Annotated in this window: 23 protein-coding genes, 1 tRNA gene and 1 pseudogene; 9 read left to right on the top strand and 16 right to left on the bottom strand. The window is 37.8% G+C overall.

The features are described 5' to 3' along the window. Positions 1-400: 400 nt before the first annotated feature. The 5 genes from MSBRM_RS15020 to MSBRM_RS18935 form a co-directional block, all read right to left on the bottom strand. Entirely contained in the window at positions 401-1555 is a 1155-nt protein-coding gene (locus MSBRM_RS15020; RefSeq protein WP_158498975.1) for a geranylgeranyl reductase family protein, read from the bottom strand. Positions 1556-1936: 381 nt separating this feature from the next. After that, positions 1937-2557 carry a DUF116 domain-containing protein gene (locus MSBRM_RS15015; RefSeq protein WP_048121543.1) on the bottom strand — a complete coding sequence of 207 codons (621 nt, stop codon included), beginning with the start codon at positions 2555-2557 and terminating at the stop codon, positions 1937-1939. Beyond that, positions 2550-3185 (bottom strand): DUF116 domain-containing protein, encoded by a 636-nt coding sequence (locus MSBRM_RS15010; protein ID WP_048121540.1) that lies wholly within the window; start codon positions 3183-3185, stop codon positions 2550-2552. The genes MSBRM_RS15015 and MSBRM_RS15010 overlap by 8 nt, the downstream gene beginning before the upstream one ends. 914 nt (positions 3186-4099) lie before the next feature. Next, a complete protein-coding gene (locus tag MSBRM_RS20615) occupies positions 4100-4273 on the bottom strand; it encodes a hypothetical protein (protein ID WP_155396530.1) in 174 nt (57 codons plus the stop codon). A gap of 693 nt (positions 4274-4966) precedes the next feature. Further along, a complete protein-coding gene (locus tag MSBRM_RS18935) occupies positions 4967-7297 on the bottom strand; it encodes a PGF-pre-PGF domain-containing protein (protein ID WP_069575262.1) in 2331 nt (776 codons plus the stop codon). A 360-nt stretch (positions 7298-7657) separates the two neighbouring features. Between MSBRM_RS18935 and MSBRM_RS14990 the strand changes: the two genes are divergently transcribed. The 5 genes and pseudogenes from MSBRM_RS14990 (at position 7658) to MSBRM_RS21485 (ending at position 12313) form a co-directional block, all read left to right on the top strand. Continuing rightward, a complete protein-coding gene (locus MSBRM_RS14990) occupies positions 7658-8350 on the top strand; it encodes a tyrosine-type recombinase/integrase (protein WP_080941579.1) in 693 nt (230 codons plus the stop codon). 152 nt (positions 8351-8502) lie between these two features. Further along, positions 8503-8661 (top strand): hypothetical protein, encoded by a 159-nt coding sequence (locus MSBRM_RS20610; RefSeq protein WP_155396529.1) that lies wholly within the window; start codon positions 8503-8505, stop codon positions 8659-8661. 1027 nt (positions 8662-9688) lie between these two features. Continuing rightward, positions 9689-10088, top strand: a pseudogene (locus tag MSBRM_RS22235) (C39 family peptidase); the annotation flags it as partial. Between the two features lie 188 nt (positions 10089-10276). Beyond that, positions 10277-10813, top strand: coding sequence for a UPF0228 family protein (locus tag MSBRM_RS14980; protein ID WP_048123515.1), 537 nt, complete (start codon positions 10277-10279; stop codon positions 10811-10813). Positions 10814-12070: 1257 nt separating this feature from the next. After that, a complete protein-coding gene (locus tag MSBRM_RS21485; protein WP_052712912.1) occupies positions 12071-12313 on the top strand; it encodes a UPF0228 family protein in 243 nt (80 codons plus the stop codon). Positions 12314-12742: 429 nt separating this feature from the next. Here MSBRM_RS21485 and MSBRM_RS14970 read toward each other — a convergent pair. The 3 genes from MSBRM_RS14970 to MSBRM_RS14960 all read right to left on the bottom strand — a co-directional run bounded on the left by MSBRM_RS14970 (position 12743) and on the right by MSBRM_RS14960 (position 13906). Next, positions 12743-12814 (bottom strand) — tRNA-Thr (locus MSBRM_RS14970). Between the two features lie 196 nt (positions 12815-13010). Further along, positions 13011-13472 carry a chorismate--pyruvate lyase family protein gene (locus MSBRM_RS14965; protein WP_329957124.1) on the bottom strand — a complete coding sequence of 154 codons (462 nt, stop codon included), beginning with the start codon at positions 13470-13472 and terminating at the stop codon, positions 13011-13013. Between the two features lie 119 nt (positions 13473-13591). After that, positions 13592-13906 (bottom strand): DUF5611 family protein, encoded by a 315-nt coding sequence (locus tag MSBRM_RS14960; RefSeq protein WP_048121534.1) that lies wholly within the window; start codon positions 13904-13906, stop codon positions 13592-13594. A gap of 712 nt (positions 13907-14618) precedes the next feature. Between MSBRM_RS14960 and MSBRM_RS14955 the strand changes: the two genes are divergently transcribed. Further along, positions 14619-14927, top strand: a complete 309-nt coding sequence (locus MSBRM_RS14955) for a hypothetical protein (RefSeq protein ID WP_048121532.1) — start codon at positions 14619-14621, stop codon at positions 14925-14927. Between the two features lie 270 nt (positions 14928-15197). Here the strand turns inward: MSBRM_RS14955 and MSBRM_RS14950 are convergent, their stop codons facing one another. Beyond that, a complete protein-coding gene (locus MSBRM_RS14950; RefSeq protein ID WP_048121530.1) occupies positions 15198-16178 on the bottom strand; it encodes a methanogenesis marker 2 protein in 981 nt (326 codons plus the stop codon). A 448-nt stretch (positions 16179-16626) separates the two neighbouring features. Here MSBRM_RS14950 and MSBRM_RS14945 point away from each other — a divergent pair, with 448 nt between their 5' ends. Continuing rightward, positions 16627-16803 (top strand): 4Fe-4S binding protein, encoded by a 177-nt coding sequence (locus MSBRM_RS14945; protein WP_048121528.1) that lies wholly within the window; start codon positions 16627-16629, stop codon positions 16801-16803. Positions 16804-17031: 228 nt separating this feature from the next. On the opposite strand, the gene nifB is transcribed toward MSBRM_RS14945, so the two are convergent. From nifB to queC, 5 genes are all read right to left on the bottom strand, one after another. Then, complete coding sequence (gene nifB / locus MSBRM_RS14940; protein WP_048121525.1) at positions 17032-17997, bottom strand: nitrogenase cofactor biosynthesis protein NifB; 966 nt, start codon at positions 17995-17997, stop codon at positions 17032-17034. A 326-nt stretch (positions 17998-18323) separates the two neighbouring features. Next, on the bottom strand, positions 18324-18677 hold the full coding sequence (queD, locus tag MSBRM_RS14935) for a 6-carboxytetrahydropterin synthase QueD (protein WP_048121523.1): 354 nt from the start codon (positions 18675-18677) through the stop codon (positions 18324-18326). Between the two features lie 380 nt (positions 18678-19057). Further along, positions 19058-19834, bottom strand: coding sequence for a 7-carboxy-7-deazaguanine synthase QueE (locus MSBRM_RS14930; protein ID WP_048121521.1), 777 nt, complete (start codon positions 19832-19834; stop codon positions 19058-19060). Beyond that, positions 19834-20394, bottom strand: coding sequence for a DUF366 family protein (locus MSBRM_RS14925; protein WP_048121519.1), 561 nt, complete (start codon positions 20392-20394; stop codon positions 19834-19836). Before MSBRM_RS14925 ends, MSBRM_RS14930 begins: the two co-directional genes overlap by 1 nt. A gap of 127 nt (positions 20395-20521) precedes the next feature. Further along, positions 20522-21217: a 7-cyano-7-deazaguanine synthase QueC gene (gene queC, locus MSBRM_RS14920; protein WP_048121517.1), complete on the bottom strand. Its 696-nt coding sequence runs from the start codon at positions 21215-21217 to the stop codon at positions 20522-20524. Between the two features lie 799 nt (positions 21218-22016). On the opposite strand from queC, the gene MSBRM_RS14915 reads away from it, so the two are divergent. Both MSBRM_RS14915 and MSBRM_RS14910 read left to right on the top strand, forming a co-directional pair. Then, positions 22017-22517: a metallophosphoesterase gene (locus MSBRM_RS14915; protein ID WP_048121516.1), complete on the top strand. Its 501-nt coding sequence runs from the start codon at positions 22017-22019 to the stop codon at positions 22515-22517. Positions 22518-22802: 285 nt separating this feature from the next. Beyond that, positions 22803-23216: a putative zinc-binding protein gene (locus MSBRM_RS14910; protein ID WP_048121514.1), complete on the top strand. Its 414-nt coding sequence runs from the start codon at positions 22803-22805 to the stop codon at positions 23214-23216. Positions 23217-23256: 40 nt separating this feature from the next. Here MSBRM_RS14910 and MSBRM_RS14905 read toward each other — a convergent pair whose 3' ends face one another. Beyond that, positions 23257-23958: a metallophosphoesterase family protein gene (locus tag MSBRM_RS14905; RefSeq protein ID WP_048121511.1), complete on the bottom strand. Its 702-nt coding sequence runs from the start codon at positions 23956-23958 to the stop codon at positions 23257-23259. 95 nt (positions 23959-24053) lie between these two features. Beyond that, positions 24054-25988 carry a hydantoinase/oxoprolinase family protein gene (locus tag MSBRM_RS14900; RefSeq protein ID WP_048121510.1) on the bottom strand — a complete coding sequence of 645 codons (1935 nt, stop codon included), beginning with the start codon at positions 25986-25988 and terminating at the stop codon, positions 24054-24056. Between the last annotated feature and the right edge of the window lie 351 nt (positions 25989-26339).

Below are 26339 nucleotides of genomic sequence, written 5' to 3'. Positions count from 1 at the left end.
AAGAAATATAAATTAAATATGAAAATTTCTAAAATAATAAGTTATGAAACTTATATCTGAGAACAACTCTGTGCTTATTCCTCTAAAGAGTAATCAGTAAAAATCATTATTCTTGTAAAATCATTATTCTTGTAAAATCATTATTCTTGTAAAATCATTATTCTTGTAAAATCATTATTCTTGTAAAATCATTATTCTTGTAAAATCATTATTCTTATTTGATGTGGCAGCTTCATTGTTTTAAATGTTTTGTCGTTGAGCTCATCCTAAAACCAATTTTAGTCCCACATCAGTAAGAGTTTCAGAATTATTTCTCAGGATCATAACAGCTCTTATTGATAATCCAAAATATGATATTCAGAGAAGCAATTTTGCATTTTGGGATAGGCTCGTTTTAAACTTATCTGTGATACTTGTTATTAGAAATATGGGATTTATTCTGTATTAAACTTGACAATACAACAGGGAGTTTCGAAAAAGCTTGATCAAACGTAAGTCCTCTGGAAGCAGATTCGTACATAATACTTACAGGTAAATAAGACATCACAAGATTAAATGAGAGAGGGAGATGACCATAAAAAAATTTCCCTATGTAATATGCTAACTTCAAGCCTTGAATAATTTCTTTTTGATATCTTCTTTGTAGTGCTTGATGATCAAAAATTCCCGATTTTATACTTGAAGAAATCACCTCAGCAGCAATTGTACCACTTTTTACCGCATAATAAATACCTTCCCCAGTCCAGTACTCTCCAAAGCCTGCAGCATCTCCAACCAGGATACATGGAAAATCGGGTTGCTTATAGTTTATTCCATAATGAGGAATAACATGTCCTTTAAAATTTTCTGATTCAGGAACAAGTCCAAGTTTTTCAATATAATCAATAAGATATTTCTGGATATTTTTCATTTTTTTATTTGTTGTATAGGCTCCAACACAAACGTATTCATCCTTAGGGAAAATCCACAGATAACCATTTGGAACTGTCCCGAAATCGAAAGTCATATTAAATTTTCCAATATTATTCTTGCTTACGGGGCAGTTAATTTCCACCGCAAAACCATAAAGATCTCTTTCAACAATGTTAAATGTTCTATTAACAATACTATTAGTACCGTCAGCCCCTATCAAATAATTACATCGGAAAAACTCCGAATCTGTTTTGATACAAAACTCTGCATTCTCCCAGGTAACTTCAGTTACTTTCATTCCATCAAGAAACGTTGCTCCCGAATCAATGGCCTTTTTAATAAGGAAGTCATCGAATTCTTTTCTTTCAACCATTTTAACAAGTATTTTATTACCTGAAATATTGTGAAAGATCTGGTTTTTGTATGAAGTTACAACAGTATTTGTACTGTATTTTACCTCTTTGGAAATCGGAAAATCAAAAGAATTAAACGCTTTTGCAGTTAAACCTCCTGCACAGGGTTTGTAGCGTGGGAAAGAGTATTTATCAATAACAAGCACTTTGATTTTAGACTTCGCTAACATATATGCTGCATAGGATCCTGCAGGACCTGCTCCGATAATAATAACATCATATTTTTTCATAGAAATCATTATAAAAATAGAATTTTGGCTATAATTGTCATTAATCTTACAAAAATATTACTAAATAAATTAGTAAGGAATCCAGCCGTATAAAATTAGTTGCTGATCAGATCTACAATGCTTTATTTGAGGCTAACCTTTAAAAGCTGGTTGTGTTTGGAAACATAATCAGGTCAAAAGAATAAGAGTCAAGCTGTTTCTCTCGATTGAAAACAATAGGCTTGTAATTAGAGTCAAACTGTTTCTTTCGATTGAAAACAATAGGCTTGTAATTAGAGTCAAACTGTTTCTCTCGATTGAAAACAATAGGCTTGCTCGTACCTGTACTCTGATCTCGTTAGCCGTATACTAATTCCAAAAGGAAAAAAATCTTATTATTGCTTAATTCTTAAAATTTTCCAAAACATCCAGGACGTTCTGATAATTTACTTCTGTCCCGAAGCAGCCGTCTTTTTCCATAGGAATACCGTAGCTTACAACTCCCTTACCTTTAAGCGCACGCATGACCTTATTAATTTCGTAATCACAGGCGATCATAAGGACACCGTCGGCAGCTTCCATTTTAAGAATGTTTTTTACGTAGGAAGAACCTGTAACAATGAATAATTTATACCCATATTTTTCAGCATCTTTTTTCAACTGAGTAAAGACGCATTTCCCGCAGGATTTACACTGTATCCCGGTTTGAGTAGAATAAGCCGGGCAGTCAAGACTCCGCATGCAGTGTGGAGCCAGGAGAATCCTATTTTTTGTTTTTGCAAAATCAGACTTATAGGCTCGGTTTTTCAGAGATGCCATCCACTTATCCAGAATTCGCGTATCGGAAAATTTTAGGAAAAGGTGCCTTAGAGGCAAATAAAAATAATCTAGTATATTTGCAAAAAAACCTGCAAGGTAGACATTTCCTGTGAGGCTCCTTTTACTGACAACCAGAGCTATGCCAGAAAGAATAAGGGATAAAACGATAAAAATGAAAAGAGCTTCCCCAATAATATTATACATTGCACATCTCCATTTTTTGAATTATTTCCTCAACATTTGCTTCAGTATTAAAGCATCCGTCCCTTAAAAGAAGAACACCCTGTACGGGAATAAACGAGACAGCCTGCATATTCTCGGAAAGCTCGTTATAGCAGGCTACACCAAGGCAGGCTTCAGGTTTGTATTCGTTAAAGATCTTTTTGACAAAACTTCCTCCAGGTATTACAAAAACCTGGAAGTTGCACCTATCAGCAGCCTCGGAGATTCTTGAAATATCACATAGCCCGCAACGCTTGCACTCATACCCGTGGATTGGATCGCACCTGGCTTTACAGTTCGGATGGCGCAAGCACTGAGGAAGAAGCAGGATTTTCTTGTCTTTAACATGCCGGAAATCATCATACGCAACAGCGTTTCGGACATCAATAAGGATATCGTCAACAAGGGTTTCCCTTATCCTGAAAGCTTTGCAGATCCATTTTGCAGGAGAATAGAAAAGATAAAGTGTAAACAGCACGAACTCCGGAAAAATTATCCTGCGTTTTTTAACGGAATATGCCCCTATGAGCAGGGCGATTCCTGTTCCTGCAAGAACAAATAGAACCAGATATATGAATATTTTTCCAAGATATTCGTAAGGAATATGCATGTTCAAGGGGAGGTAAGTATCGGTATTTAAGTTTTGCTATTATATAATAGTGAACTGCTTTTCCCTAAAACTCTCGCTTGAATGCTCAAGTTTTGTGCTGTATCCTAAAATAATTTTATAGATCCAAAATTATTTTAAAGTTTGATATGTGATAAAGCTGCAAACGGCACAAAAAGTTAAATGTTGAGTAAGTTTAAGCTTCATTTTGGTAATGTAGAATGATTCTGTAATATGAAACAAATTCGAAGTTGGAGAAGTTGAAATGAAATAGTGGGTCAACTGTATATACGATAGATTATTGCAATAACAGAAACTAAAAAAGCGAAATAATTTTGGGATAAAAACATAAGGACTGATGAAAAATAACGCCATAAAATAGTAAAGTCTTTACAGCATAATTAATAACTTTTTATATTATTGTGTTTTGCAGGATTTTTGGTATTCCATCCTTGTTTTAGTATATTTTGCTCCTGAATTTCTAAAGCATAATCTGTCAATACGATCCCATACAACAACCCGTAAATATTTAGCATAAGAAAAAGGATAATTCACCCAAAAAATCAACTTCTTGAAAAGTGAGAGATTTCTATAGTCCTCTACCCACATAGATTCGCTTAGAAATCCTCTCCAGACAACAGATTTTTGCATATGTTTCCATCGCTTGAACATATGACCTATTATGAATAAGAAGGTACAAGTGATTGCAAATAGTCTTTTAGTCATATTTTTCACCTTAAAAAACTCAAACCTATAGTCACGCCTGTAATTGTTGCAACAAAAATTTCATTGTATCTCATTTGAGCAGTTGCATTATTTAGCCTCGTGACTATTATAATAGGTTAACAGGAAAATGCATTAAAACACATTTCTTATAGATTGTATCTTAACCAAATACAAATGAATATCTTTTCAAATTATACTTTCTTTCTTCCCATTTTCTTTCGTACATACCGTAAAACTCCATAAGAACAACCCAACAGAAGCATAATCTTAAAGGGTTTCTCACCTGCTTTGAGGAGTTCTTCGATTTTTTCATGATCGTATTTTGGTTTCTGACCTCTCTTTTTTGGAGGAGATTGGTGACTCATTAAAATTTCACCTCTTTATATAATTTACTGTACTTTCAAGTTTACGAGGGCTGGTTATTTTATAGGTCCAACTGTAACTGAAAAAATTCCTTAGCTTTCATAGACGCGACAGAACCTTAAGAAAGTTGAAAAAATCACTTAGCAGCCCCGTATTATCCATCTCCACAATATAAGCATATTATGTCAAAAATATAAAAGCCTTTCATATTAATATTAATTTAAACTATTAATATTTCGTGTATCTTTTAAGTAAGTAGAAGTAAAAATCAAAGTTTCGTTGGCGCAACTTTCTGCAAGTAATGTGGTATGTTCGCATCTTCTTTCTAAATTCCGTTATAGGAACTATAGCCCTAAATAATTTAATTGGAGCAGAAGTTAATACCGAAAATGGAATTGAGAAATTATATTATCATCAATGGTTACCTAGGAATTTTTCCATCTCTGCAGCAAGCTAGCGGTGTATTCGACTGAAATAAATGACAGCAAAATCGGATTCAAGCAAAAAATTGTTTGAAGTAAAAAATCTCAGATTAATTATGGCTCTTTTGTGTAGAATTTACTTAAACTGAAAAAAAGTAACATTAAGCCGTTATCTAAATTTTACGTTTATAATGAGCTTAGGGTAAGGAAAAGTTGAAAAAAGATGAGAGGATTAAACCCCCATTTTCTCATCTAACTTTGGTTTTTGCTTTTTTACTTTCTTTTATACAGGATTACTGCAAACAGGCTAGCTATTCCGTAATATATTTCAAAACTTGGTATTCTCGGAATTTCTTTTTGTTCAGTTTGTGGTTCTTTGTTCGTTGTGTTATTAATTGTTTCAGGGTCGTCAATATTTATTTTAATTGTTTCAGGGTTGTCAGCATTTATTTTAATTGTTTCAGGGTCATCAATATTTATTTTCGTTACAGTTTCTTCAGATAATGGTTTCGCTGTACCCGTTATTGCAAATGATGAGAAACCTGAAGTTTTGGCTTTGAAATTCAGGTATTTGTCATCTTCTCCTGAAAGATTTGCTGGAAATTGCTCCCATTTTTTATCGTTGTATCTGTTAAGAGTGATAGATGATTTGTCGATATTTTTGTCCTTTACCCAGGATTTTTCAACCTTGAAACACACGATTGGATTTTCTATGTTCTTTGAGGTCGCAATTCCACCATTTCCTACCCAGACATTAAAGGATTTGTAGACTTCACCATCGGGCAGTATGGAAACCAGAGAAGATTTCCCTTTGAGCTGTTCAGCAATAGTTGTGGTCTTCCCAAAGGTTTTCTTTGCATCAAAACTCACATACACAACACAGGTTGCATTCTTTGAGAAATTGAACTTTACAGATTTTCCATTTATAACAGCAGCTTGTGAAAGTTCCTTTACCTGGACATTACTTTGAAGCTCCGGAGAACCGCCTCCACCTCCTCCACTTCCTCCACCACTAGAGCTGCTATGGCCACTTCCACTACCATCATCGCTTGAGCTGTTTTCTTCAAACACGGTTATTGTAGCAGTTTTTGAGGCAGTATTATTTCCATTGCCTGCTGTCAGGTTAACAATATAGGTTCCTGCTGCATAGTAAATATGCAATGGGTTTTTCTCAGTTGAAGTAGTTCCATCTCCAAAGTTCCAATTCCTTAATATTGCGTGCTGCGACAAGTCGGTGAACTGGACTGAGAGAGGGGCATATCCACTCGTGACGCTGGTGCTGAAGTCTGCTACGGGATCTAATTGAAACACTTTCCAGATGTTAGAATAATTTCTTTCGTATCCCAAAGCCCAGAACCCTACTCCACCTAGATTTTCGGATTTTGCATATTGATATTTTAATCTAAGTGATTCATCGTCATCGTACCATACTTGATGCCATGTATCACCAGCTTTATAAAAATACCAGGGAGTGTTGGAATCCGAGTCCCAAATTCTGCCATAAATCTGAGAATTATTAATAGCATCTTCTATATGTATGGCCTGTTCATTGGTTATGTTTGCTCCTGGTTGATTGGAATCGGTCGAATAATCATAACCATAAAATGGCAAACCTAATATTATTTGATTTTTATTAAAATATTTTGATGTTTCGTTTACTGAATCGATCGCATCATATTGTATTGGACTGTCATATGGCGAATTGGGAGCCGTGGTTCTACGATTACAATAATCATAACTCATTAGAAAAACGGAATCTACATATTTTTTAAGATTTGCATTTTTGAAGGTCGCAGCATGTTTTATACCCCAGGGAGTATCTATAGAAATATGATAAGCGGGATTCTCAGTTTTTAATGTTGTATAAAGATTCGCCATTAAATTTTCAAATAGAGGAGCATTTGAAGTTCCTGTGATACTGTTTATATCGGTCGGCGTTTCCAGGTCTAAATTTACTCCGTCTGCACCGTACATTTGTAACGAATTTGAGATATTGTTTATGAAATCTGTTTGGTGGTTTGCAATTACACTGTCCATTGCATATGGATCACTTGAGTATATACACAGTGTTATTTTTACTCCATGTTGGTGCGCCTGGTCCCTAACTGCATAATAGTGACTCATATTTCCTGGGTCCGTAATTGTACCATCACTGTTTAAAGTCCATTCAGAATATGAAACATGAGTTAGGGTATCCCAATCTGGTTGATAGGATTCAAGGTAAGGCCAGTTGGGCCAGAAACCATATACTATAGTACTGTTAGGCGTAGCGAAATCTGCCACTGGTTCTTGTTGGGGAGCTATAGTAATACAATTCGGTTTCGTCACCTTACTATTGCCTGCTTCATTTGCTACTGTTAAAGTAACGTTATACATCCCTGGATTCGTAAAAGTTTGGGTTGCGTTCGTGGATTGCTTTGGATTGGCGCCACCCACGAAATCCCAGTACCAGGAGGTTGGCGTTCCACCAGTATCGGTAGTTAATCGCTCACCTTGCGTGAGTCGAGTTTCTGTTCCAGCCGATGCCACACATGAGCCGAGAATTAGAAAAAATAAGATTGATGTTGTTAAAGGCATTGAATTCAATTTTTTCTTATTTGTCATCTATTTTCCTTCTCCACCCAACATTTAAAAAATATAGCTAATGATTACATTCTCATATTTTTTAATCCTTTCCTTCTAATTTTAACCTGTATTGGCTGGTACTCAAAGTATGACTATAATTTAAAGTATCAAAAAACACAACAGCTCATTCACATAAAAACAATCAGTAACTAACAGTTGAAAAAATTAAATGCATTTACGATGGGAAAAAGTTGCTTTAATCAAAGTTGTGCTGGCGCTCCCCACTGCAAGCAATGAATTATGTTCGCGCCCCCGCTCTAAATTCCGTAAAAGGAAATAATAACCCTAAATAATTTAGTTTGAACAGAAGTTAATAACCGAAAATGGAATTGAGAACTTATTAAGATCAAACATTTAAGCTTTGATCAGTATGGAGCTATTTTAACCGTCAATGGCAAAACCGGAATGATAAGAGTAAGGGTAATTTTTTCGGTTCCTTACCTGGCTTCCTGGCTGGATATTCACCCACAAAAAGATAATCCGGATGCTTATCTATGGATTCTTATTAGGGGAAAGTGTAACGGCAAACCTATGCAGTACTCTGCTTTTCGAAAGCTCATAGGTATGCTTACGGAAAAAGCTGGAATTAAAAAGAGAGTCTATAATCATCTCTTCCGGCATTCCAGAAGTACAGAACTTGCCCAACATTTGACTGAATCTCAAATGGAAGCTCATTTAGGATGGGTTCATGGTTCAGATATGCCCAGTGTCTATGTTCATCTTTCCGGGAAACAGGTAGATGATGCTATGCTCCGGATCTATGGCATGACGAAAAAAGAAGACATGATCCCGGAACTTACCAGTAAGACCTGCCCAATATGTGAAAAGATCAACAGTCCTACATCTAAATTTTGCTCAAGGTGCGGACGTATTCTTGATTTAGCTGTAGCTCTTGAACTTGAGGAACTGGAAAATAAGATACCTGAGCTTATGGAAGTACTCTTGAGAAGCCCTGAGGCGGTAGGAATTATGCAAAAAATGTATGCGAAGAAGGTCGCAGAAAAAAAGAATAAAGGTGAGGCTTTGGACTGAGAGTACAATGCCCTTTATACGGCATAGCACCCTCAGTTTAAATCTCTATTAAAGCTTTATTTCTGAAATAAAGCTCTAATATTCTTTATTTTACCAAAGGTTTATATATTAGACTAAACATAGAGATGTACACTTAATTAAGGAGGTAATTTATGCGAGAAGGAATGTTAAGACCTGAAATTAAAAGAAGTACTCATGACAAAATTGCAGATTATGCACAAGAGCATGGTTTGAAGATTTGGAAAGCATACGATGAAGCTGTAAAGGATCTAAAAGAAAAAGAAGAAATTAATAAGAAAGTGGCCTGTTAAGCGGCAATTCCGAGAAAAGCGGCTTAACAGAACTACTTAACTAGCCATTAAGTAATGTAACGTTTATTTTTATAAACGTTTTCATTAAGCTGTTTTTCTTTTCAATTGCTGTTTTTGGCCTTCATGAGAGGCAGAAATATGTTAAAAAATAGCTTCAGTACCGGTAGGTCTTGATAAAATTTAAGGGAGTCGGGAATAATGGCAACTGAAATGACTTTAAGAGATCGATTTTTTGTAGGGAATATATTAAGATATCTAATTTTTTCTAAGTAATTTCGGTCCATTTGATTACGATTTTGATGAGAAAACGAGCGAAAATTATATTCCCACTCAACAGGGAATATATTAAATATGTATTTTTTATAATGAAGTCTATCGCATTTGAAAACAAATTAATTTTCAACTTATTGAATATACAGTTTTCGTAAACTTGAAGATTACACTAAAGCCTAGAAGATACTTAAGGAAGTAAACAATTATTTCCCTTCAGTTTTGGCCTGCATAAAGCTTTTACTGTTCTAATTTAATCATTGAGTTTTTGAAAGCTATGTAAAGAATTTGGGAATCAATTTATAGTACTTTTGGCATTGAGGCACTTGTAGTTGAAAATTACCATCCTCTTGATAAGATCTCTATATATCCCCCACAAAACATTGGAGTTAAGGTATAAATCAATACAAGTATTGACTTAATGGATTTTACTTTGTGTTACTTTTAAATTTTATAATAATACAAAATATGACATCAATCGAGTACCCATATATAAAGTTTTTAGCCAAATCATCCAACTGACAATGGTCAAGGACTAGTTTCAGATTCAAAATTAGTTCGAAAATCGAATTGTTTGAAAATTTACACAGAAAACTTATAAAGAAGTAAGTAAGAGGAATTTATGGAGTTTAAAAGTATTTTCCAGCTATCACCCAAACTCCATAAAATACGCTCTAAGAGGCAGTGATCATGTTAGCTTTGCGTGTATTTAAGCTTGTCTGATTCTACCTCTTGGGTGCTAAACAGGAGGAAAAATATGGTTAAGAACAAAATTAAGATAAGCATACTTCTTTTGACAATGTTGGTTGGTATTGCATTGATACCAGGTAAGTGCACAGACAGAGGATAATTACTCTGTAACTGCTGAGGAAGCCTTTAAGCATGCTAATGCAAATATGATAGACTTTATCGCAACTAACACATCAGGATTTGAAAACTGGACAGGAGCATCTATTGATTCCAAACCACTGGAGCTCTACGATCCAACTGGTCAAAAGTTGTATTATCAATTTTCTGTATATAAAAATAAAACCCTGATAGGTATAATCGACATTGCTGCAGATAAAAGGCTTGGGCAAACAGTCCAACTTGTTTTATTTGAGCCAAAACCTTTTGATGCCACTACAGCTATGAATAAATCAAGAGAAATCGCTAAATTCGCGAGTGGAGTTCCAGGTCATGTTCGAATGTGTCGTGGATACAAAATAAGTGGTTCGAATGAATATTTGCGTATAGGTAATCCTAATCCCATATATTTCTGTGTACCTTATTGGGAGGCATTCGGTTCTGAAATTGAACGTATATATGTGAGGAGTTAAAACTCCTCATTTTTTCGGTGATTGATGTGAATAAAATTAGCAAAGTAATTGTTGTTTTTATTGCTCTTCTAACCTTCTTAGCACTGATGATGCAATCTCAAGAAGTTAAAACACCTGGTTTATTTATTCAATTTGAAAATGAAACTAGTGAGGCGGAAGTTAAAGCCATTCTTGAAAATTACGACATACCCGTGAATTATACCATAGACTATAATTCTAATATTGGGCGAGGAATGTACTACATAGAAGTTGATGAAGATAAAATATATGAATTAAGGAAAGATGAAAACTGGACTTCTGTAGTTGAAATCAAAAAAGGAAATTATAACATAATTATGTTATCTGAAGAATTTGGTCCAGATGAAAATGTTCTCGCAATGGTGGAAAAAAATAACCTTCAGTTGAAAAAGGCTGTTATGTGTTATATCCAGTTTGGAGATGGATCAGCGCCCTGGGTTGTTGGAGAGAATTATATTCTGGAGAGGTATGCAATCAGGATAAAAAATGAACTCGAAACAAATGAGAAAGTTTTGATTGTAGGTCTGGATGATATTGTGGGGTAATACTCCAAGTCACTGGAGATTGGTAACCTATTGTTTAGAGTATCAACTAAATTTTAGGTACTTAAAAACACCAAGCTTTCGACTCTGTAGAAATCCTTAGTTTTATAAAATTATTTTTACAGCTTTTTTGTTTATACACTAACATTTTCTTTCTTTTCCTTACTCTTAAAGATACGATTGATTCTACTCCTATTTCTTCTCGAATTAGAGCATGAATTTTTTCATAATCTTGTCATTGAGAACCTTTAGCATCTTCTTGGTGACTGCTAATTAGTGCAGGGATGTGTTAAATGCCATCTTTAGATATTTTCTTCCTATTTCGTTTTTCTGTTTCCCCATTTTTTTTCATTCTCTAAAAATATTTATGTTTCTAATATACACAGGTTTTGTAACAAAACCTGTGCAATTTCATCTATTTTTCTCTCTTTCCGCTTTATTTCTCTCTTAAATCTTCCAAAATACACATGTTTTAACATAACATATGTACTCATGTGATAGATGATTTTTTTGAAAATTATTTTTTCATCAACTTCTTTGACGATCTTCCCGGCAGTTTCCCTTTCTTACAGAACCTGACTCTCTCCCAAGAAGGCCTTTATCCCTCAACCAACCCATGAAAAGCCCAGAGAAAGGAGATATAAGTCATAAGAAGGCAAAAACATAAGCAGCTTATTCAGCAACAGGGTGGATTAGGGCAGCGGGGCACACAAAATAGTACTACTATGAGTTTTACGACCGCTAAAACTGAGATCGACAATTACAGACCGTTTTTCACTATGATTACAAGTCCAAATCATTTTCGAGTTTGTTATGGATACGGTGATACTGTTATTGGATCATATCACATCTATATTAATGATCCATAGCTTGTTGGATCTGGTTCCCGAAAGGTGGAAGTCAATGGTGCTCAAGAAAGAAAACGTATATATGTGAAGCCTTAAAATTTCTAAGAGAAGTTCGATAAATTTCTGGTTTCAGTGATTGTTTATATCTTATACAGACAGCAAACTATGGGTTTATCGAATCATCTTCACTTTTCAGGTGTTGATATGAGCAAAATCAATAAAGAAATTATTTTTTTTATTATTTTTTTATTCTCGTGATGATTGCTGGACAATTTATAAAAGCTCCAGTTAATTCACAAACTCAGTATTCCAATTCCCAAGTAGGTGGTCTGTATATTCAATTTAAGATGGAATTTCTGAGTCAGAAGTAAAAGCCATTCTTCAAGACTATGACATGACTCGGAACTATAGAATGGAATATGACACTAATACTATGGGTGAAAGATATTACATAATGGTAGACAAAGATAATTGTAGCGGCATCAAACGCGAACTTGTAAACGAGATGAAAGAAGATAAAAAAGATTGGACTATATCTTCTCCTGCTCAAGTTATCAGAAAAGGAGATTATTACATTCTTCCGGTCTCTGAACAAGCAACCCAGGACATTCGACATAGATACAAGCAATATACTATTTGGTGTTCTGATCCTTAATACCTTGCCCCGGGGAAGGAGGCGAGAAAAATGTATATTAAAACCGTTAGTCCTGACTCTGGACAAGTTCTGTATCTGAATGTAGAAGTTAATGTATTAGAGAAATAGCATTTTAGAGAAAGGCAAGAAATTCTCACATATATTGTCAAAAACATAAAGGTCACAGAAACCTTAACATTAGAGGACTTCGCAGAGTACATTAAAAGGATACTGTTATCTGCAGGCAAGTTGCCTGAAAACCCTGAAAAGACCTTAATGGATTCCTTTGGGATCTCAAAAGAAGCAATACCCGAATTAGTTGAATATATGTTCCCTTCGAGAGTAAAAAATCGATTATAAAATACGAAATGAGGGAAATTGACTTTTGATAAGGATATCCTTATAAGCCAATAAACCCTAAAAAAGTAGGGCATTATACTGATAGACTTAAGCCTCGGGCGGGATTTGAACCCGCGACCTCGTCCTTACCAAGGACGCGCTATACCCCTAAGCCACCAAGGCACTGATGCTAAAAGAGCATCTCCAAAATATCACAGCAGAGATATAAAGGTTTCGACTGAAAGCAGAAATAGGTGGGATTTTCTCCCGGACTGCTACAAAATTTGCAAGTTTGCCATAAAATAAATCGAAAAATTGCTTCGAAAAAGCTATTATATTCCAATTTTGTTATTTGGTTCGTCTTTTCCTGATATTTTCTTTATAAGCTCCAGCGCTCATCGATAGGGAAGCGCTCGTTAATCCACATAAGGACGTGGTTATTGTGGACTATCTTGTAGGAACGGGAAAGAACAGGTATGCCGTCGAAGGTGTTTTGTCTTTCCAGGATTTCAAGTTCGGTCATGTCGCGCCTGGTCTCAAGGTTATGACTGCGCAGGATCCGGCCGATCGGGATGTCCGCACGCATGAGCTGTTCCTTCATGGTTTCAGGCATGCGTTCCAGAGGAGAAAGAGACCTTGCATGGACAAAAGTTGTGTTCCCTGCAGAGAGCCTGACTACCCTCTCGTTTACCTCACTGCCCTCTTCCACGCATAGAAGGGCAGCAATTGTTTTGTCAGCCTTAACGGTATACTGAGACTCAGTTATTACACTTACCGTTTTTCGGGTCATTATTTCCAGCAGGAAGGTCACTGAGCCGTCGGTTCCGCAGCAGACCCGCAGGCAGGTGGGAATCTCAAAGCTCTTCAGTTTTTCCAGAAAATCGTCACTCAGAAAGATACCTCCAGATAGGGGGTGTCAGGTAGAAAAAATTTCAAAATAAGATTAAGTCGTCAGGAGTTTTACTCCCCACTGACTTCTTTCTTGGCATTTTTTATTCGTTCTTTTGCTGTGTAGCCGGTAGCCTTATACAGGAAATCCCGGAAGGACTTATTGGTCTGGATGACAGTTTCATCATCGGTTACTGCGTTATCGGAAACGGTGTCCACAGAGAGTTTTTTATTCTCAATCCAGACTTTAATCTCTGACAGAGCTCCATAGGAAGTTTCAAGGACTCCTTCGTTTCTGGAGATCTCCCCGGAAAAACATTCCGTCATTACAGAATAAATCCTGTCAATATCAGGCTTAAAACCGCGCTTCAATTTATACTGCTGCATTGCTATCCTCTTATAAGAGAGTTTCATCTCAGATAAAGTTTGCTCAGAATCGGTTTGCTTAGAACCTTTTTCCTCACATTCCCTTACGTTTTTCTATATTTCTTTAAATTGCAGTATGCTTACTTACGTTCCGGTTCATAATAAGTAAAGGAGATGTTATTATTTTTTTAAGTTGTACCTCTAATACTTTAACTCTGCTCGTATTTAACATTGGTTATTATTTGATATGGGATTGAATTATTTCTCAGATATTCTTTGCACGGAAGTCAAGAATACGGTTTTCTCTACTTTCGCCCTCAAGTTCTCACTACCATCAAGTTCTCACTAATCATATAGAGTCGTGGCTTAGCTTCATGAATTATAATACAATTTTATAAGTTAATGGTTATATAATTTGAATTTAAAATATTCAGGCCATAACAGATAATGCCCATGAGAATCAATCATAAATATGATTATACCTATCATAAGTTGATACAAAAAGATCTGATTAACTACCTGAGATATCTCAACGTTCAATATCGTAATTTTTAGTTTGATTTACTTTATTCATTACTTTAACAATGTTCATTACTTTATCAATGAACGAACAAAAATCCTTTCCGCTTGACTACGCCTGCTTCTTTTGATTGAAGCTGATCGAAACTGATAGAAGCTGCAAACAGAAAAATGGAAGGAAAATAAAAAGGAAAAATAAGAAGGTGACCCCAGGATGCACAAGACACTTAATCTGGAAGAGTTAATTGCCTCAAAGCAACTTGAAAAGGAAAAAGAAAAAGAATGCGGGGATCTGAATCTTGAAGAACTGTATGACCTAATAATCCCTCCGGGCACGGTTGTGTCTATTATTTACGATATTGTTGAAGAGTTTGGGCTTGAACCTGTTACCAGAAAGATGTTTGTAGGTATAGCAAACAGTGAAGAAAGAGAACTCCTGGTTCTCCGTGGCTCTCTGGAAAAGGTGCAGGCTGCTGAAAAATTCCTCTATGACGAAATGAAATCCTGGGTAGAAAACCAGTGACCATTTAAACTCTCTCAATTCGGCTAGATTTTATAAATACGTTTTTTCAATCCGACTAGGTTTTACAAATAATTCAATAAGTATTTTCAATCCGGTTAAATTTCTTCGGGCAAATGGCCTGGGGAACATAAAATCCCGGATTGAAATAAACAATGAAAATTAATCTTTTTTGACGAAAATGTGGAGATGTAACCTTCAAAATATTAACCTTCAAAATATTAAACTTTAAAATATATAAAATGTTAAAATATAAGGCCAGGAAAGTTCCTATTATTCGGAACAAATACCTGTAATGCTTTCCCTTGAAAAATCAAATACAGTAACTCTACCTGTTTTATCATAAATATCGAGTTTTAATCCTGCCTCGATTTTTCCGATAATAGCGGCTGTAAGCCCAGCCTCTTCAAAGACTTTTCTGCATTCTTCGGCCTTTTCAGGATCTGCAGTAAACACATAGCCTGTTCCAGGGTGCACTTTTAGCCACTGCTCAAAATCCACGTTTTCGGGCCTTGGGACTTTTTCAAGGTCTATGGCTGCACCGACTCTGCTTGTTTCACAGAGCATACCAAGTGTTCCTATAATCCCGGGGTTGCTTATGTCTTTTCCTGCTGTAGCAAGTTTTCGTTTTGCAATTTCCTGGGTTACAAGATAGCTCTTCCTGAGCAATGCTGGCTCTTTAAAAGACGTTGTATCCCAGCTATAAGGGGAATTTGGTCCTATTTTTCCGTCCATATCGTAAGCTGCAATAACCAGGTTTCCGGGACGGGCAGTGTCGCTCCGGATTACACAATCTTTCTTCACTATCCCAATAATAGCAACGGAAATGGAGTTATAATCAGTATCAGGATGGACATGACCACCTACAAGCGGGACCCCGAATTTTCGGACCCCTTCAGCCAGGCCTTCCATGAGTTCCTTACAGGCTGTTTCAGAACTTGAAGAAGCAATATCTACCATAGCAAGAGGCTTTCCTCCCATTGCTGCGATATCGTTTACATTGACGACTACAGCTCCATAGCCTGCCCACCAGGGACTGGCATCCAGCAGCCTTCCCCAGATTCCATCTGCTGCAAAGAGGATAACGTCATCTCCTCCGATGTCGATAACTGCCGCATCGTCTCCAAAATCAACGATCGCGTTCTGATACTCAGGACGAACGGCTTCGAAAACTGAAACGATGTCCTCAATCTGTTTTTTTCGGGTAACCCCTTCGAAGTTCTTTATCCCTTCTGCGAGCTCTTCCAGGTTCAATGTCAGGCTTCCTTTTGTTTTTGAATTTATACGAGTATTTCAGTAGTATAGATACAAATATTAACAGTACAATTGCGAATAATCAGTGTATAAATGAGTATTTCAGTAGTATAAATACGAATAATCTATAGTATAAACACGAGTATTTAAGCAGTGTAAATACGAGTAATCAATAGTACAAATATGAGAACATGTCGGTAATACATTACTATATTAGTACAATTATTTAGTACGCTATCGATGAGCTTAGATATTACGAAACTTCTCTTATGAAAGAATCCTGAGATATTTTCGCGGGTACCTATTCTTTTATCCTTTATCTTTTTTGTTCTTTGTTTCGTAGAGAAGAAGCGACAGCTTTTTATCAAGTAATTTAATCTTATTAAGGCAACTTAATATATGTTTAGATATATAAAAATCCTCTACTGTTTAAAAAGGAGTGAAAAAAATGGTAGCAAAAGTTAATGCCGATATCTGTACAGGCTGTGGAACTTGTGTAGACGAATGTCCAGCAGGTGCAATTTCTCTCAACGACGATGATATTGCAGTTGTGGATGAAAGTGAATGCCTTGACTGCGGTGCATGCGAAGATGCCTGCCCGAACAATGCAATCACGATCGAGTAATGTTTATAAACGCAATTAGGTACGTTTTTAAAATAAATCTGAGAAGCGGAGTAATCTTAACTCCGACTTTTCAGGTATTGATCCAGAATTCTTTTTTCAGGTTTTTAAGCCAGAACTCTTATTTGAACTCTTACTTGAATTCTTACTTAAAAACTTCTTTTAATCCCAAGCTAATAATTACTCATGCTACTGGAGAGGTAATCCTTAAACTTGGAATTCCTGCTTTTTTCAAGCTTTCCGTTCATCGTTTTCCTTAAAGACTTCTCTTGCTTTTTCGATATCTTCTTTTGTCTGGATTTTTATGAGCTTTCTGCGTTCTTCGCTCATCTGCGACATGTCTTGAGAAAGAAGTCCATACGCATCAGCTCTACACTGCCTGCAGTGGCGCATCTGCAATACATAAGGTTCACACGCCTGTTGGGCAGCTTTTCTTTCTTCTGGGGTAGGCGGTTCAATGTTTGCAAAAGCTCCCTGGCTAATAAGGGGCATGATATTCATAATGTAGACCCCGAGTTCGTTGAGTTTTCTGGCAATCTCAACCACATGTTTATCATTAATGCCCGGGACAAGTACGGTGTTTACCTTGACAACAATACCCGCATCAACAGCAGCTTTAACGCCTTCAAGCTGGTTCTTTATCTGGATTTTTGCGCCTTCGATTCCCTTATATACCTTTCCATGATAAACTACATGGTCCACGATTTTTGCCTGAATTTCAGGGTCGATCGCGTTTATTGTTACCGTTAATGTAGAAACTCCTACGCGCAGAATATCCTCCAGCTTTTCGGGAAGCATGAGTCCATTTGTACTCATGCAGAGTGTGAGTTCAGGAAACTCTTTTTTGATTAGTTCAAAGGTTTCAAAGGTCTCTTTATTAGCCAGAGGGTCACCCGGGCCTGCAATCCCAACAACCTTGATAAAGGGATAATCTGCTATGATCTGCCTTGTCTTCTCAAGGGCTTCCTGTGGAGTAAGAACCTTACTCGTAACCCCTGGTCGGCTCTCGTTTACGCAGTCAAATTCCCTGACGCAGAAATTACACTGGATATTGCATGAAGGAGCCACAGCCAGGTGAATTCTCCCGTACTTATGCTGGGCTTTCTTGTCGTAGCAGGGATGTTCGGCAATTTTTCTCAGGAGCCCTTCGTCAAATTCAGGGCGGTTTGTGTTATCTATAGGATTGTCTTCTGGCAAATGTGTTCTCCTCCGTTCAGAGTTTAGAAGTACAGCAGGACCTCAGTGCAGGGGGATTTCAGAATATCTAACCCAGTTTATGATGAACCCATTGATATACATTGTGAATTTATCTGGAATCTGGAGAATTTTTAGATGTTTCCTCCGAGTTCCTACAGTTTTAAATTTTAATTAGATATAAAATCCCTTTAATTATATAAAAGCTCAGTATGGTATGGTGGGCTTTAAGCGAATTTATATACCTTCTGTAGATTTTTTTCTCAAAAATCCCGGGTAAAATGGAACTATTAATTAAATGTTATCAGGATAAACATCGTCCGATCTGATCATTCCGAGAAATTATCCATTTCGCACCATTTGCCTTCTCCTTCCCATACCTTTACCTGAAGGGGAAAGCCAAATCTCTTCAGGAGTCGGGAGTGAATGTGCTGGCAGAGGTGCTCGGAACTTGGAAATTCGATGATTTCATTTAACAGGGTATGGTCATATTCTTTAAGGGTTTCCTTAATTCCCTTTTTCAGGTCGTAAAAGTCGATAACCATTCCATTTTCCCTGACTTCACCTTCTACCAGGACTTCAATTTTATAAGTGTGACCGTGTACTCTTCCGCATTTTCCATGCCCAGGAAGGTAATGGGCACTATCAATATAGTCAATAACTCCCAATCTCATTTTTGTCATCTGGTACACTCCGTTTTCAATAAATGTTTTTTCAATAAATGTTTTTTCAATAAATGTTTTTTCAATAAATGTTTTTTCAACAAATGTTTTTTCAATAAATGTTTTTTCAATAAATGTTTTTTCAATAAATGTTTTTTCAACAAATGTTTTTTCAATAAATGTTTTTTCAATAAACGTTTTTCAAGAATTCATTGAGCCTATCCCAAAAGCCATTTAGTCCTTAATCATCAAGAATTTTCAGGATTGTTTTCATGATCAGAAACTTGATTGATTATTCGAAATACATGATTCAGAGAAGCAATTTTGAGTTTTGGGATCAGCTCATTCACATCTGGAGTTTATTCACATCTCAGTGCGTTCTTTGTTCTTTTTAATTCTGGTTATAAACAACCCCACATCCTGTGAGTCTGGGGGATAACCCGTGTATCTATAATTTCAAGCAGGCTTTTCTGCAGTTCCATAATATTCTGGACGGATGCCTGTATAGATTGCGACGGTCGCGGATTTGTCACGTCACGTCCAATAGGGGTTTCAGGCTGGAGTATCACGCAGGATACGTAAGGAGCTATAGCTTCTACAGCCGGAGTTACGGTTTCTAATTCCGTGTTGCTATCTACAACAATCTTGCAAAAGCAATCTCTTGATTGGTTTTTTCTCAGAAGCCTGAAGCACTCTACTGTATTTTCCATATGGGTTTCCCGGGCTTCAGACCCAATACCCCGGAGTGATTCGGGAAGTTTAAAATCTCCGGACACATAGGCAACTTTTTCAGTCAGCTTTCTGGCCTGCTCAGGCAAGGTCATATTGGACTCAAGGTAAAGCGGCGAGCCAAGATTCAACTTTTCTATAAAATCCGCATGTAGGAGAGGTTCTCCTCCTGTAAGGGAGATTGAATGAAGCTTTTTGAAAGGCTGCAGCATAGATTCCAGCTGGCCGATACTTACAGGATTTTTAATTTTCTCAAAACTTCCGCTCCCTTCCACCTGCTCATAGTTACAGGTTCCGGGGTTTGAAAAATCCGTATCACAGTAATTGCAATTGAGATTGCAGCCAGAAAAGCGAACAAAAGCCTGCCTTGTTCCAACGTACGGACCTTCTCCCTGCACAGAACAGAAGACCTCCCTTATAGGAGCAGAAGTAAAATCCAAAGCTGCCATTATATAGCCCCCAGAGGCCTGGACTTTCTCAGGTCCTTTTCGATATCTTCAAATTCGCGGACATAGGCTTCTCCTACTGCTTTCATGAAGCTTGCAACCTGTTTGTCTTCTCCTATCCCTGCTTCTTTTAAATTTCCGTATACATCGTGAGAGACGTTGATACCGAAGTGAATTTTCTGGGACACTGCCGAGGTACTGGCAATCGAAACTGTCAGTTTCTTTCCATTAAGGAAAAGGTCGTCTCCTTCCCTTGTTGTCCGCACCCCGAGATCTGCAAGGTATTCTCTTACAAGGGCTGTGAAAAAACGCTGCCGTGTATAGATAAGTTTCAGGTCCGTAGAATCAAAATGTTCGATAATGAAACTTACCATATCCTCGGACCAGATAGATTCATTTGCCCGCCGGTCTTCCAGGTCGATCATATGCTCGATTTTTACGTCACAGGCCCCTCTGAAAACTACAACCGAATCTTCCTGAACTCCAAAACTGTTGTAGGCCCAGAGAGAGGAAATCTGGCTCCCGTCATAATCATATTTCTCAGGTAAAACAATGCATTTCATAGAAGTCTCTCTGTAAGTTTTTCTGCAAGTTTTTCTGCAAGCTCCTTCTTAACTCTTTCTTTAATACACTTTGCTGGCGGTATCCTGTCCGATTCTGTCATCTGGATTCCAGGCGGTTGCTTTCGGCTCAAATTCCAAACCTTTCCAGAAGAGGATCTTTTACACCTGCATTTTTAAACGCACGTGCCCTGCGCATACAGCTCTCGCATTCTCCGCAGGGAATTTCTTCTCCGTGATAGCAGCTCCAGCTGTACTCAAGAGGAGCTTTTACTTCCAGAGCCCTTCTGACTATTTCCGTTTTCCCAAGTTCAATTAGAGGAGCCAGTAACTTTACTCCGTTTTGAGTGGAGTAGGAAAAAGCTCTGTCCATTGCCTTAACATAAGCAAGGGAATTGTCAGGGAAAGTGCCCGCCTCTTCTCCGTTAAAGCCCACTACAAGGTAATCACATTCCCTGCTTTCGGCAAAGCTTCCTGCGATATTGAGCATTACCCCATTTCTATTAGGTACCCAGACAGCTTTTGCTGAAGCGTCTGTGATTTCTGCAGGGGCCGCTTCGTCAATGTCTTCAAACGATAAAGATGGGACTTCAACATCCCTGTTAACGAGAGAGGTGGATGTTATTTCCGAAAGCCAGTCCAGTTTTATAACCCTGTGCTCAATTCCGAAATATTCGCATACCTTTCGTGAGTACTCAATTTCTCTCTCTCTGGCTCTCTGCCCATAATCAAAGGTAATAGCCATTTCAATGTCTAAATCTTCCGCTGCGATTGCGAGTGCCGCAACTGAATCAAGCCCGCTGCTCAGGAGGGTTATAGCTTTCATTTTCACTCACTAATTAACTTTATTTTCACTCAAGATTTTAACTCTCTTATTAAACTCACTTTTTAAACTTAACCAGCAATTTTATCAATTATTGAAACTTAACTGTCAATTTAACCGATTATTGAAACTTAACTGGTAATTTGACTGGTTATTGAAACTTAAACGGTAATTTTATTGATTATTAAAACTTAACCTGAAATTTAATCGATTATTATAATTTATTCAAAAATTTAACTGATTATTAAAACTTAACCGGCAATTTAATTGATTATTGAAACTTAACCGACAATTTAACTGATTATTAAAACTTAACCTAAAATTTAACTGAGTATTTTAAATTCAATAGGAAACTAAACTTATCATTTAAGCTCAATAGAGAATTTTTTGAATTTGTGATTACAAGATTATCCAGGTTTGTTGACTCAGGATTACCCAGGCTTATTCTTTCAGTATTCTCTGAATACTCTTCAGGGATTATCCCAATAATACCAGTAACTCCTATTTAAAAGTAGCTGTCTTCTTGATAGAAGTTAAGTCGCAACATGTGGATTTGATTGCTCCAGATTCATTACAGGTTCAAGCGAGAAAGCATTCAGATTTCAGGGTAAAAGCAGTTCCTGTCAAGGTTTTAACTTATTAAGTTCCGCTCTAAACTTCGATTACAAAAGTCTGATTATAAACTTTAATTTTAAAATTTCAATTCTTGAAGAAGGCTCTAAAAAATCTGTTTTACCAAATTCTTTTTAGCAAACAGCACTATATATTGAATAGGGAAAGCTAGTCGAAGAGGTGGGAATGCTTGATTGGAATTATTTCGGACTCACACGATAACATGAATGCTATCCGGAAATCAGTAGAGTTTTTTAATGAAAAAAAGGTAAAAGCCGTGCTGCATGCTGGAGATCTCATTTCTCCGTTTACCGCGAGAGCCTTTAAGGATTTGGAGCCAAAACTTTACTTTGTATTTGGAAACAATGATGGAGATAAAGTGACACTTACGAAGCGGTTTGAAGAAATCGGAGCTATTCCCTGTGGGAACTTTGGAGATCTGACAATTGACGGACTGCATATTGCCCTTCTGCACGGGGCAAATGAAGTCCTAGTCAAAGCGCTTGCCAGATCAGGGGAATTTGATGTGGTAGTTCGGGGCCATACTCATGATCCGGGTGTCAAAATCATTGAAGGGGTTCCTGTGATAAATCCAGGGGAAGTCTCGGGCGTGCTTTCAGGAAAGCCAACAGTTGCCATTCTTGAAATCGCAAACCTTAACGTTGAGATAGTCCAGCTTGAGCTGGACTAATTTTACTATTACCTTATTTTTTTAGCGTGCTATGTTTTATTGGTATTTTTTTGGTTTTTTTTGGTTTTTTTGGTTTTTTGACGTTTTTTGGGCAGGCAAACCGAGCCTGATTAACTGGCAGTAATATCGGAAGTTATATTACCTTTCTCACCGTTACTATTTCAATCATTTTTGAAACAATTTCTCATTAAAGGTTATGAAACATTTCCCATTAAAGGTTGTATTATTCATAACAATTTTATTTCTCACTAATGTTTAGCTTTCTCATTAAAGGTTGTAATATCCATGGAATCAGCAGGAACGGAATCTATAAACTCTTTATCCGGCAAGGCAGATGAAACAAAAAAGACTTCCGGAAAAAGGAAAAGTATCCTCATTTTTGCCTGCTCTGGTCTTTCTAACACCGGAAAACTTACAATGCAGGCAGCGTCAGCTCTTGCTTTCAGAAGGCCTGACCTTTACAGGGCTGCAGCTGCTCACAAAGGAGTTGATGCGGTTGAAGACGCAGTATCAGATGGCTTTAAGATTCTTGCCCTGGACGGCTGCTCAGACCGCTGTGCCACAAAAAAACTCGATGAAGCCGGAATGAAAGCTGATGTCTATCTGATGGTTACGGAACTCGGGGTCGAGAAAACAAGACCTTCGGATGTGAAGTCCGAATATGTGGAAAAAATTGTCAGAGCTATAAAAGAAGCCTGAGTTCAACTTCCCAGCATTACTTTAAATTCCTTGTTCAATATCAGTATCCACGCCTGAGAATAGCTATCAATTCCTCTGTATGAGGCATTCGTTCCCTAATTTTTGAGCAGACCAAATCGATATCGTAATCGAGGCGCATGTGCTCTACTATTCCGTTTTCGGTGTCAAAAACGGCGCAGCTTGCCCGAGGATCTCCGTCCCTTGGCTGTCCGACTGAACCCGGGTTTATTATTGTCAGGTTTCCGAGTTTCCTGTTCATGGGGATATGAGAGTGCCCGATAATAAGAAATTCTGCTTCCATGGGCTCCATTGCTTCGTTAATCATATTCTGGATCTCTTCGTCCGTGGTTTCTGGTTTTATGTATTCGAACATAGAGCGAGGGCTTGCATGGGTCAGATAAAGTCTTCTTCCGTCGAGTTTTTCTCTAATCAGGAGGGGGAGTTTCTGAAGGTATTCTATTCCGGATTGATCAAGGATTTTCCAGGTGTATTCCCTGGTCGCGATTGAGAGGTGCTTATATTTGTACCCACACTGGCAGTCTACCTTAAAAGCAACCGCATTATCATGGTTTCCTCTTATTACGGGAATTCCTTTCATGCGCAGAAGATCAATACATTTGTCCGGATCCGGTCCATAGTCAACAATATCTCCTAGACAGATGGCTCTGTCATAAGGAATTTCCAGAACAGTCTCTAAAGCTTCATAATTTGCATGGATGTCGGCAATCAGCAGAATTCTCATATTTTCCCCTTCTCGCTTCATTCACTCTATTTTTGGCTTTTTTCTCTTTATTCTTATAATTTTGTTCTTTGTTTTCCCCTTTAGATTCCTCCGTTTTATTCCTTAATATGTAACCCACGTATTCCTAGTCCCATTACCAGTAAATTAGTTTCCATAGGTGGATGGGTCCAGCCATCAGGTGAGATTGTCTTTTTCTCAACTGAAATTTCAACCTGGTTTTCGCTAAGGCCGCAGTCTCGCATGTAATCCATAGCAAGCTTTTTCCCAAGTTTGGTTGCAGTATCAAGGGCTTCCGAATAAGTATCAAATTTCATCCTGCTTCCCGGGGCAAAGACCAGGAAATTCTTATCTGGGGACATGAGGCTTGCTGGCCGTATCAGAATTTCAACTCTTTTGATGCCTTTTCCCACAAGAGCTCCGACTGCGTTTCCTACCTCAGCGTGTTGAGGAACGATGATTTCTGCATCAATGAGTTCCTTTAGCTCTTCCCTATATGCCCGGACAGGTCCCCCAAGCAGTACAACCGGAACGTCCAGCTTGAATTTAGCAGGATAGTTTCCGTCCAGGATCTTCTCTATGGATTCATATGGAACGTCTGACAAGATATAAGAAAGCAGATGAAGTGCCATGCTCCTTGCAACCCGCTTTTTTACGGCAGTACAGAACTCTCCTGGGGTCATATGCATGAGTCTCGCAAGCTTTTCTGCACCTATTTGTGAAGCTTCGACATCCCATTCAGTGTATTCCCCAAGTACATGCAGAGCGTCAGTAGGAGTGAAACCGATTGCCTGTACGAGGCGTTTTCTGATAAGGGAATCTAACGTCTGAGGATAGACGTCTTTTCGGAGAAGGACATTGATTTCAGGTACCGAAACTGGTTCTTCCCCGATGACCTTCATTACCTCAGCTTCAGTCCTGCTTAATTCTCCTGCCTGATAACCGGATCTTACAAAAAATTTTGTGGGCTGGATGTTCTCTCCCAGATCTTCTCTGAAAGGCACGGGCGTTCTTTTGAGGTTATTCAAAAAGCTCGGGTATTTTACTGCAGCTACTGCAAGTGGGATGACTCGCCTGGGCCCAAGGAAGAGTTCCTTGTTAACAGTCCAGATATGGCTATCTCCTCCTGTAGCTGTTGTCTCCATCCTGATTGCCCGGACGCGGGTCTTCCAGCCTCCTACTATGGCTCCTTCATCGCTAAGGTCGGGAACACCCATACAGATTGAGGAGATGTCCGTGCTCGTGCCTCCTACGTCCACAACCTCACAGGTCTTGAGCCCTGAAAGATGTGATGCTCCTACAAGGCTTGCTGCAGGGCCTGAAAAGATAGTTTCAATGGGTTTTTTCAGGGCATCTCTTATCCCCACTACCGAGCCATCGCATTTAAGCATAAGGAGCCGTGCGTTAATCCCGCGTTTCGTGATCTCTGAAATAACGGACTTCACGAACTGTCTTGTGATAGGGATGAGCTGAGCATTGAGAAAAGCCGTCACAGCCCTTTCGTAAGCTCCCAGTTCCTGGGAAAGTTCATGTCCGCAAACCGCAGGCAGACCCGTAAGTTCAAGAACACGGTCTCTGGCCCTTATTTCGTGTTCAGGATTTCTTGTGCTGAAGTAAGAAGAGATCGCAAAAGCTGAAACCTTATCTTTGACCTGCAAAGCAAATTCTTCTATAGCCTTAAGATCAAGGGCCGCAACCTCTTCTCCATTATGGTTATGCCCACCGGCAGCAAAAAGCACATGTTCGGCCGGTAACTCTTTATCAACCGGATGGTCACCTATAAGGATAAGGGCTACAGGAAAACCTGTGCCTTCAAGGATGGTATTGGTGGAAAGGGTCGTTGAGACCGAAACCAGCTTTACGTTTTCTAAATATTCAGGATTGAGCCCATCAATTACGTTTTTAATGCCTTCAAAGGGGTCGGGATAGGTAGTAAGCGCTTTATTTGAATCTAGAATCTCTCCATCCGAATCCCTTACCAGCGCTGCATCGGTATAAGTACCTCCAGCATCAATCCCAAGACTGTAATGCATATTGAGAATGACTCCTTTTTTCTTTTTCTTGAAATGTCTTTTGACAAATCTTTCTTTCCCTTATTTACTTTCAGGAAAAACAATTAGAAATTATAACTGATTTAATAAAACAATATAGTCTTAAAGTAATAATATCTAAAATTATAAATATCTACTTATTTCATAATAATTTGAAATGATTAAAATTATAAACTCTCTTGAAAATATAAAAAAGAAGCTCCAGTATATCTTGTTAGAAGTTGCTTAATATTTGCTTTGAGATATCTTCTACTTTTTAGGCTTTATTTCTACTTTTTAGGCTTATTTCTATTTTTTAGGCTTTATTTCTACTTTTTAGGCTTATTTCTATTT

The organism is Methanosarcina barkeri MS (assembly GCF_000970025.1).
Lineage (GTDB): Archaea > Halobacteriota > Methanosarcinia > Methanosarcinales > Methanosarcinaceae > Methanosarcina > Methanosarcina barkeri.
This window is presented reverse-complemented; position numbering and strand designations above follow the sequence as displayed.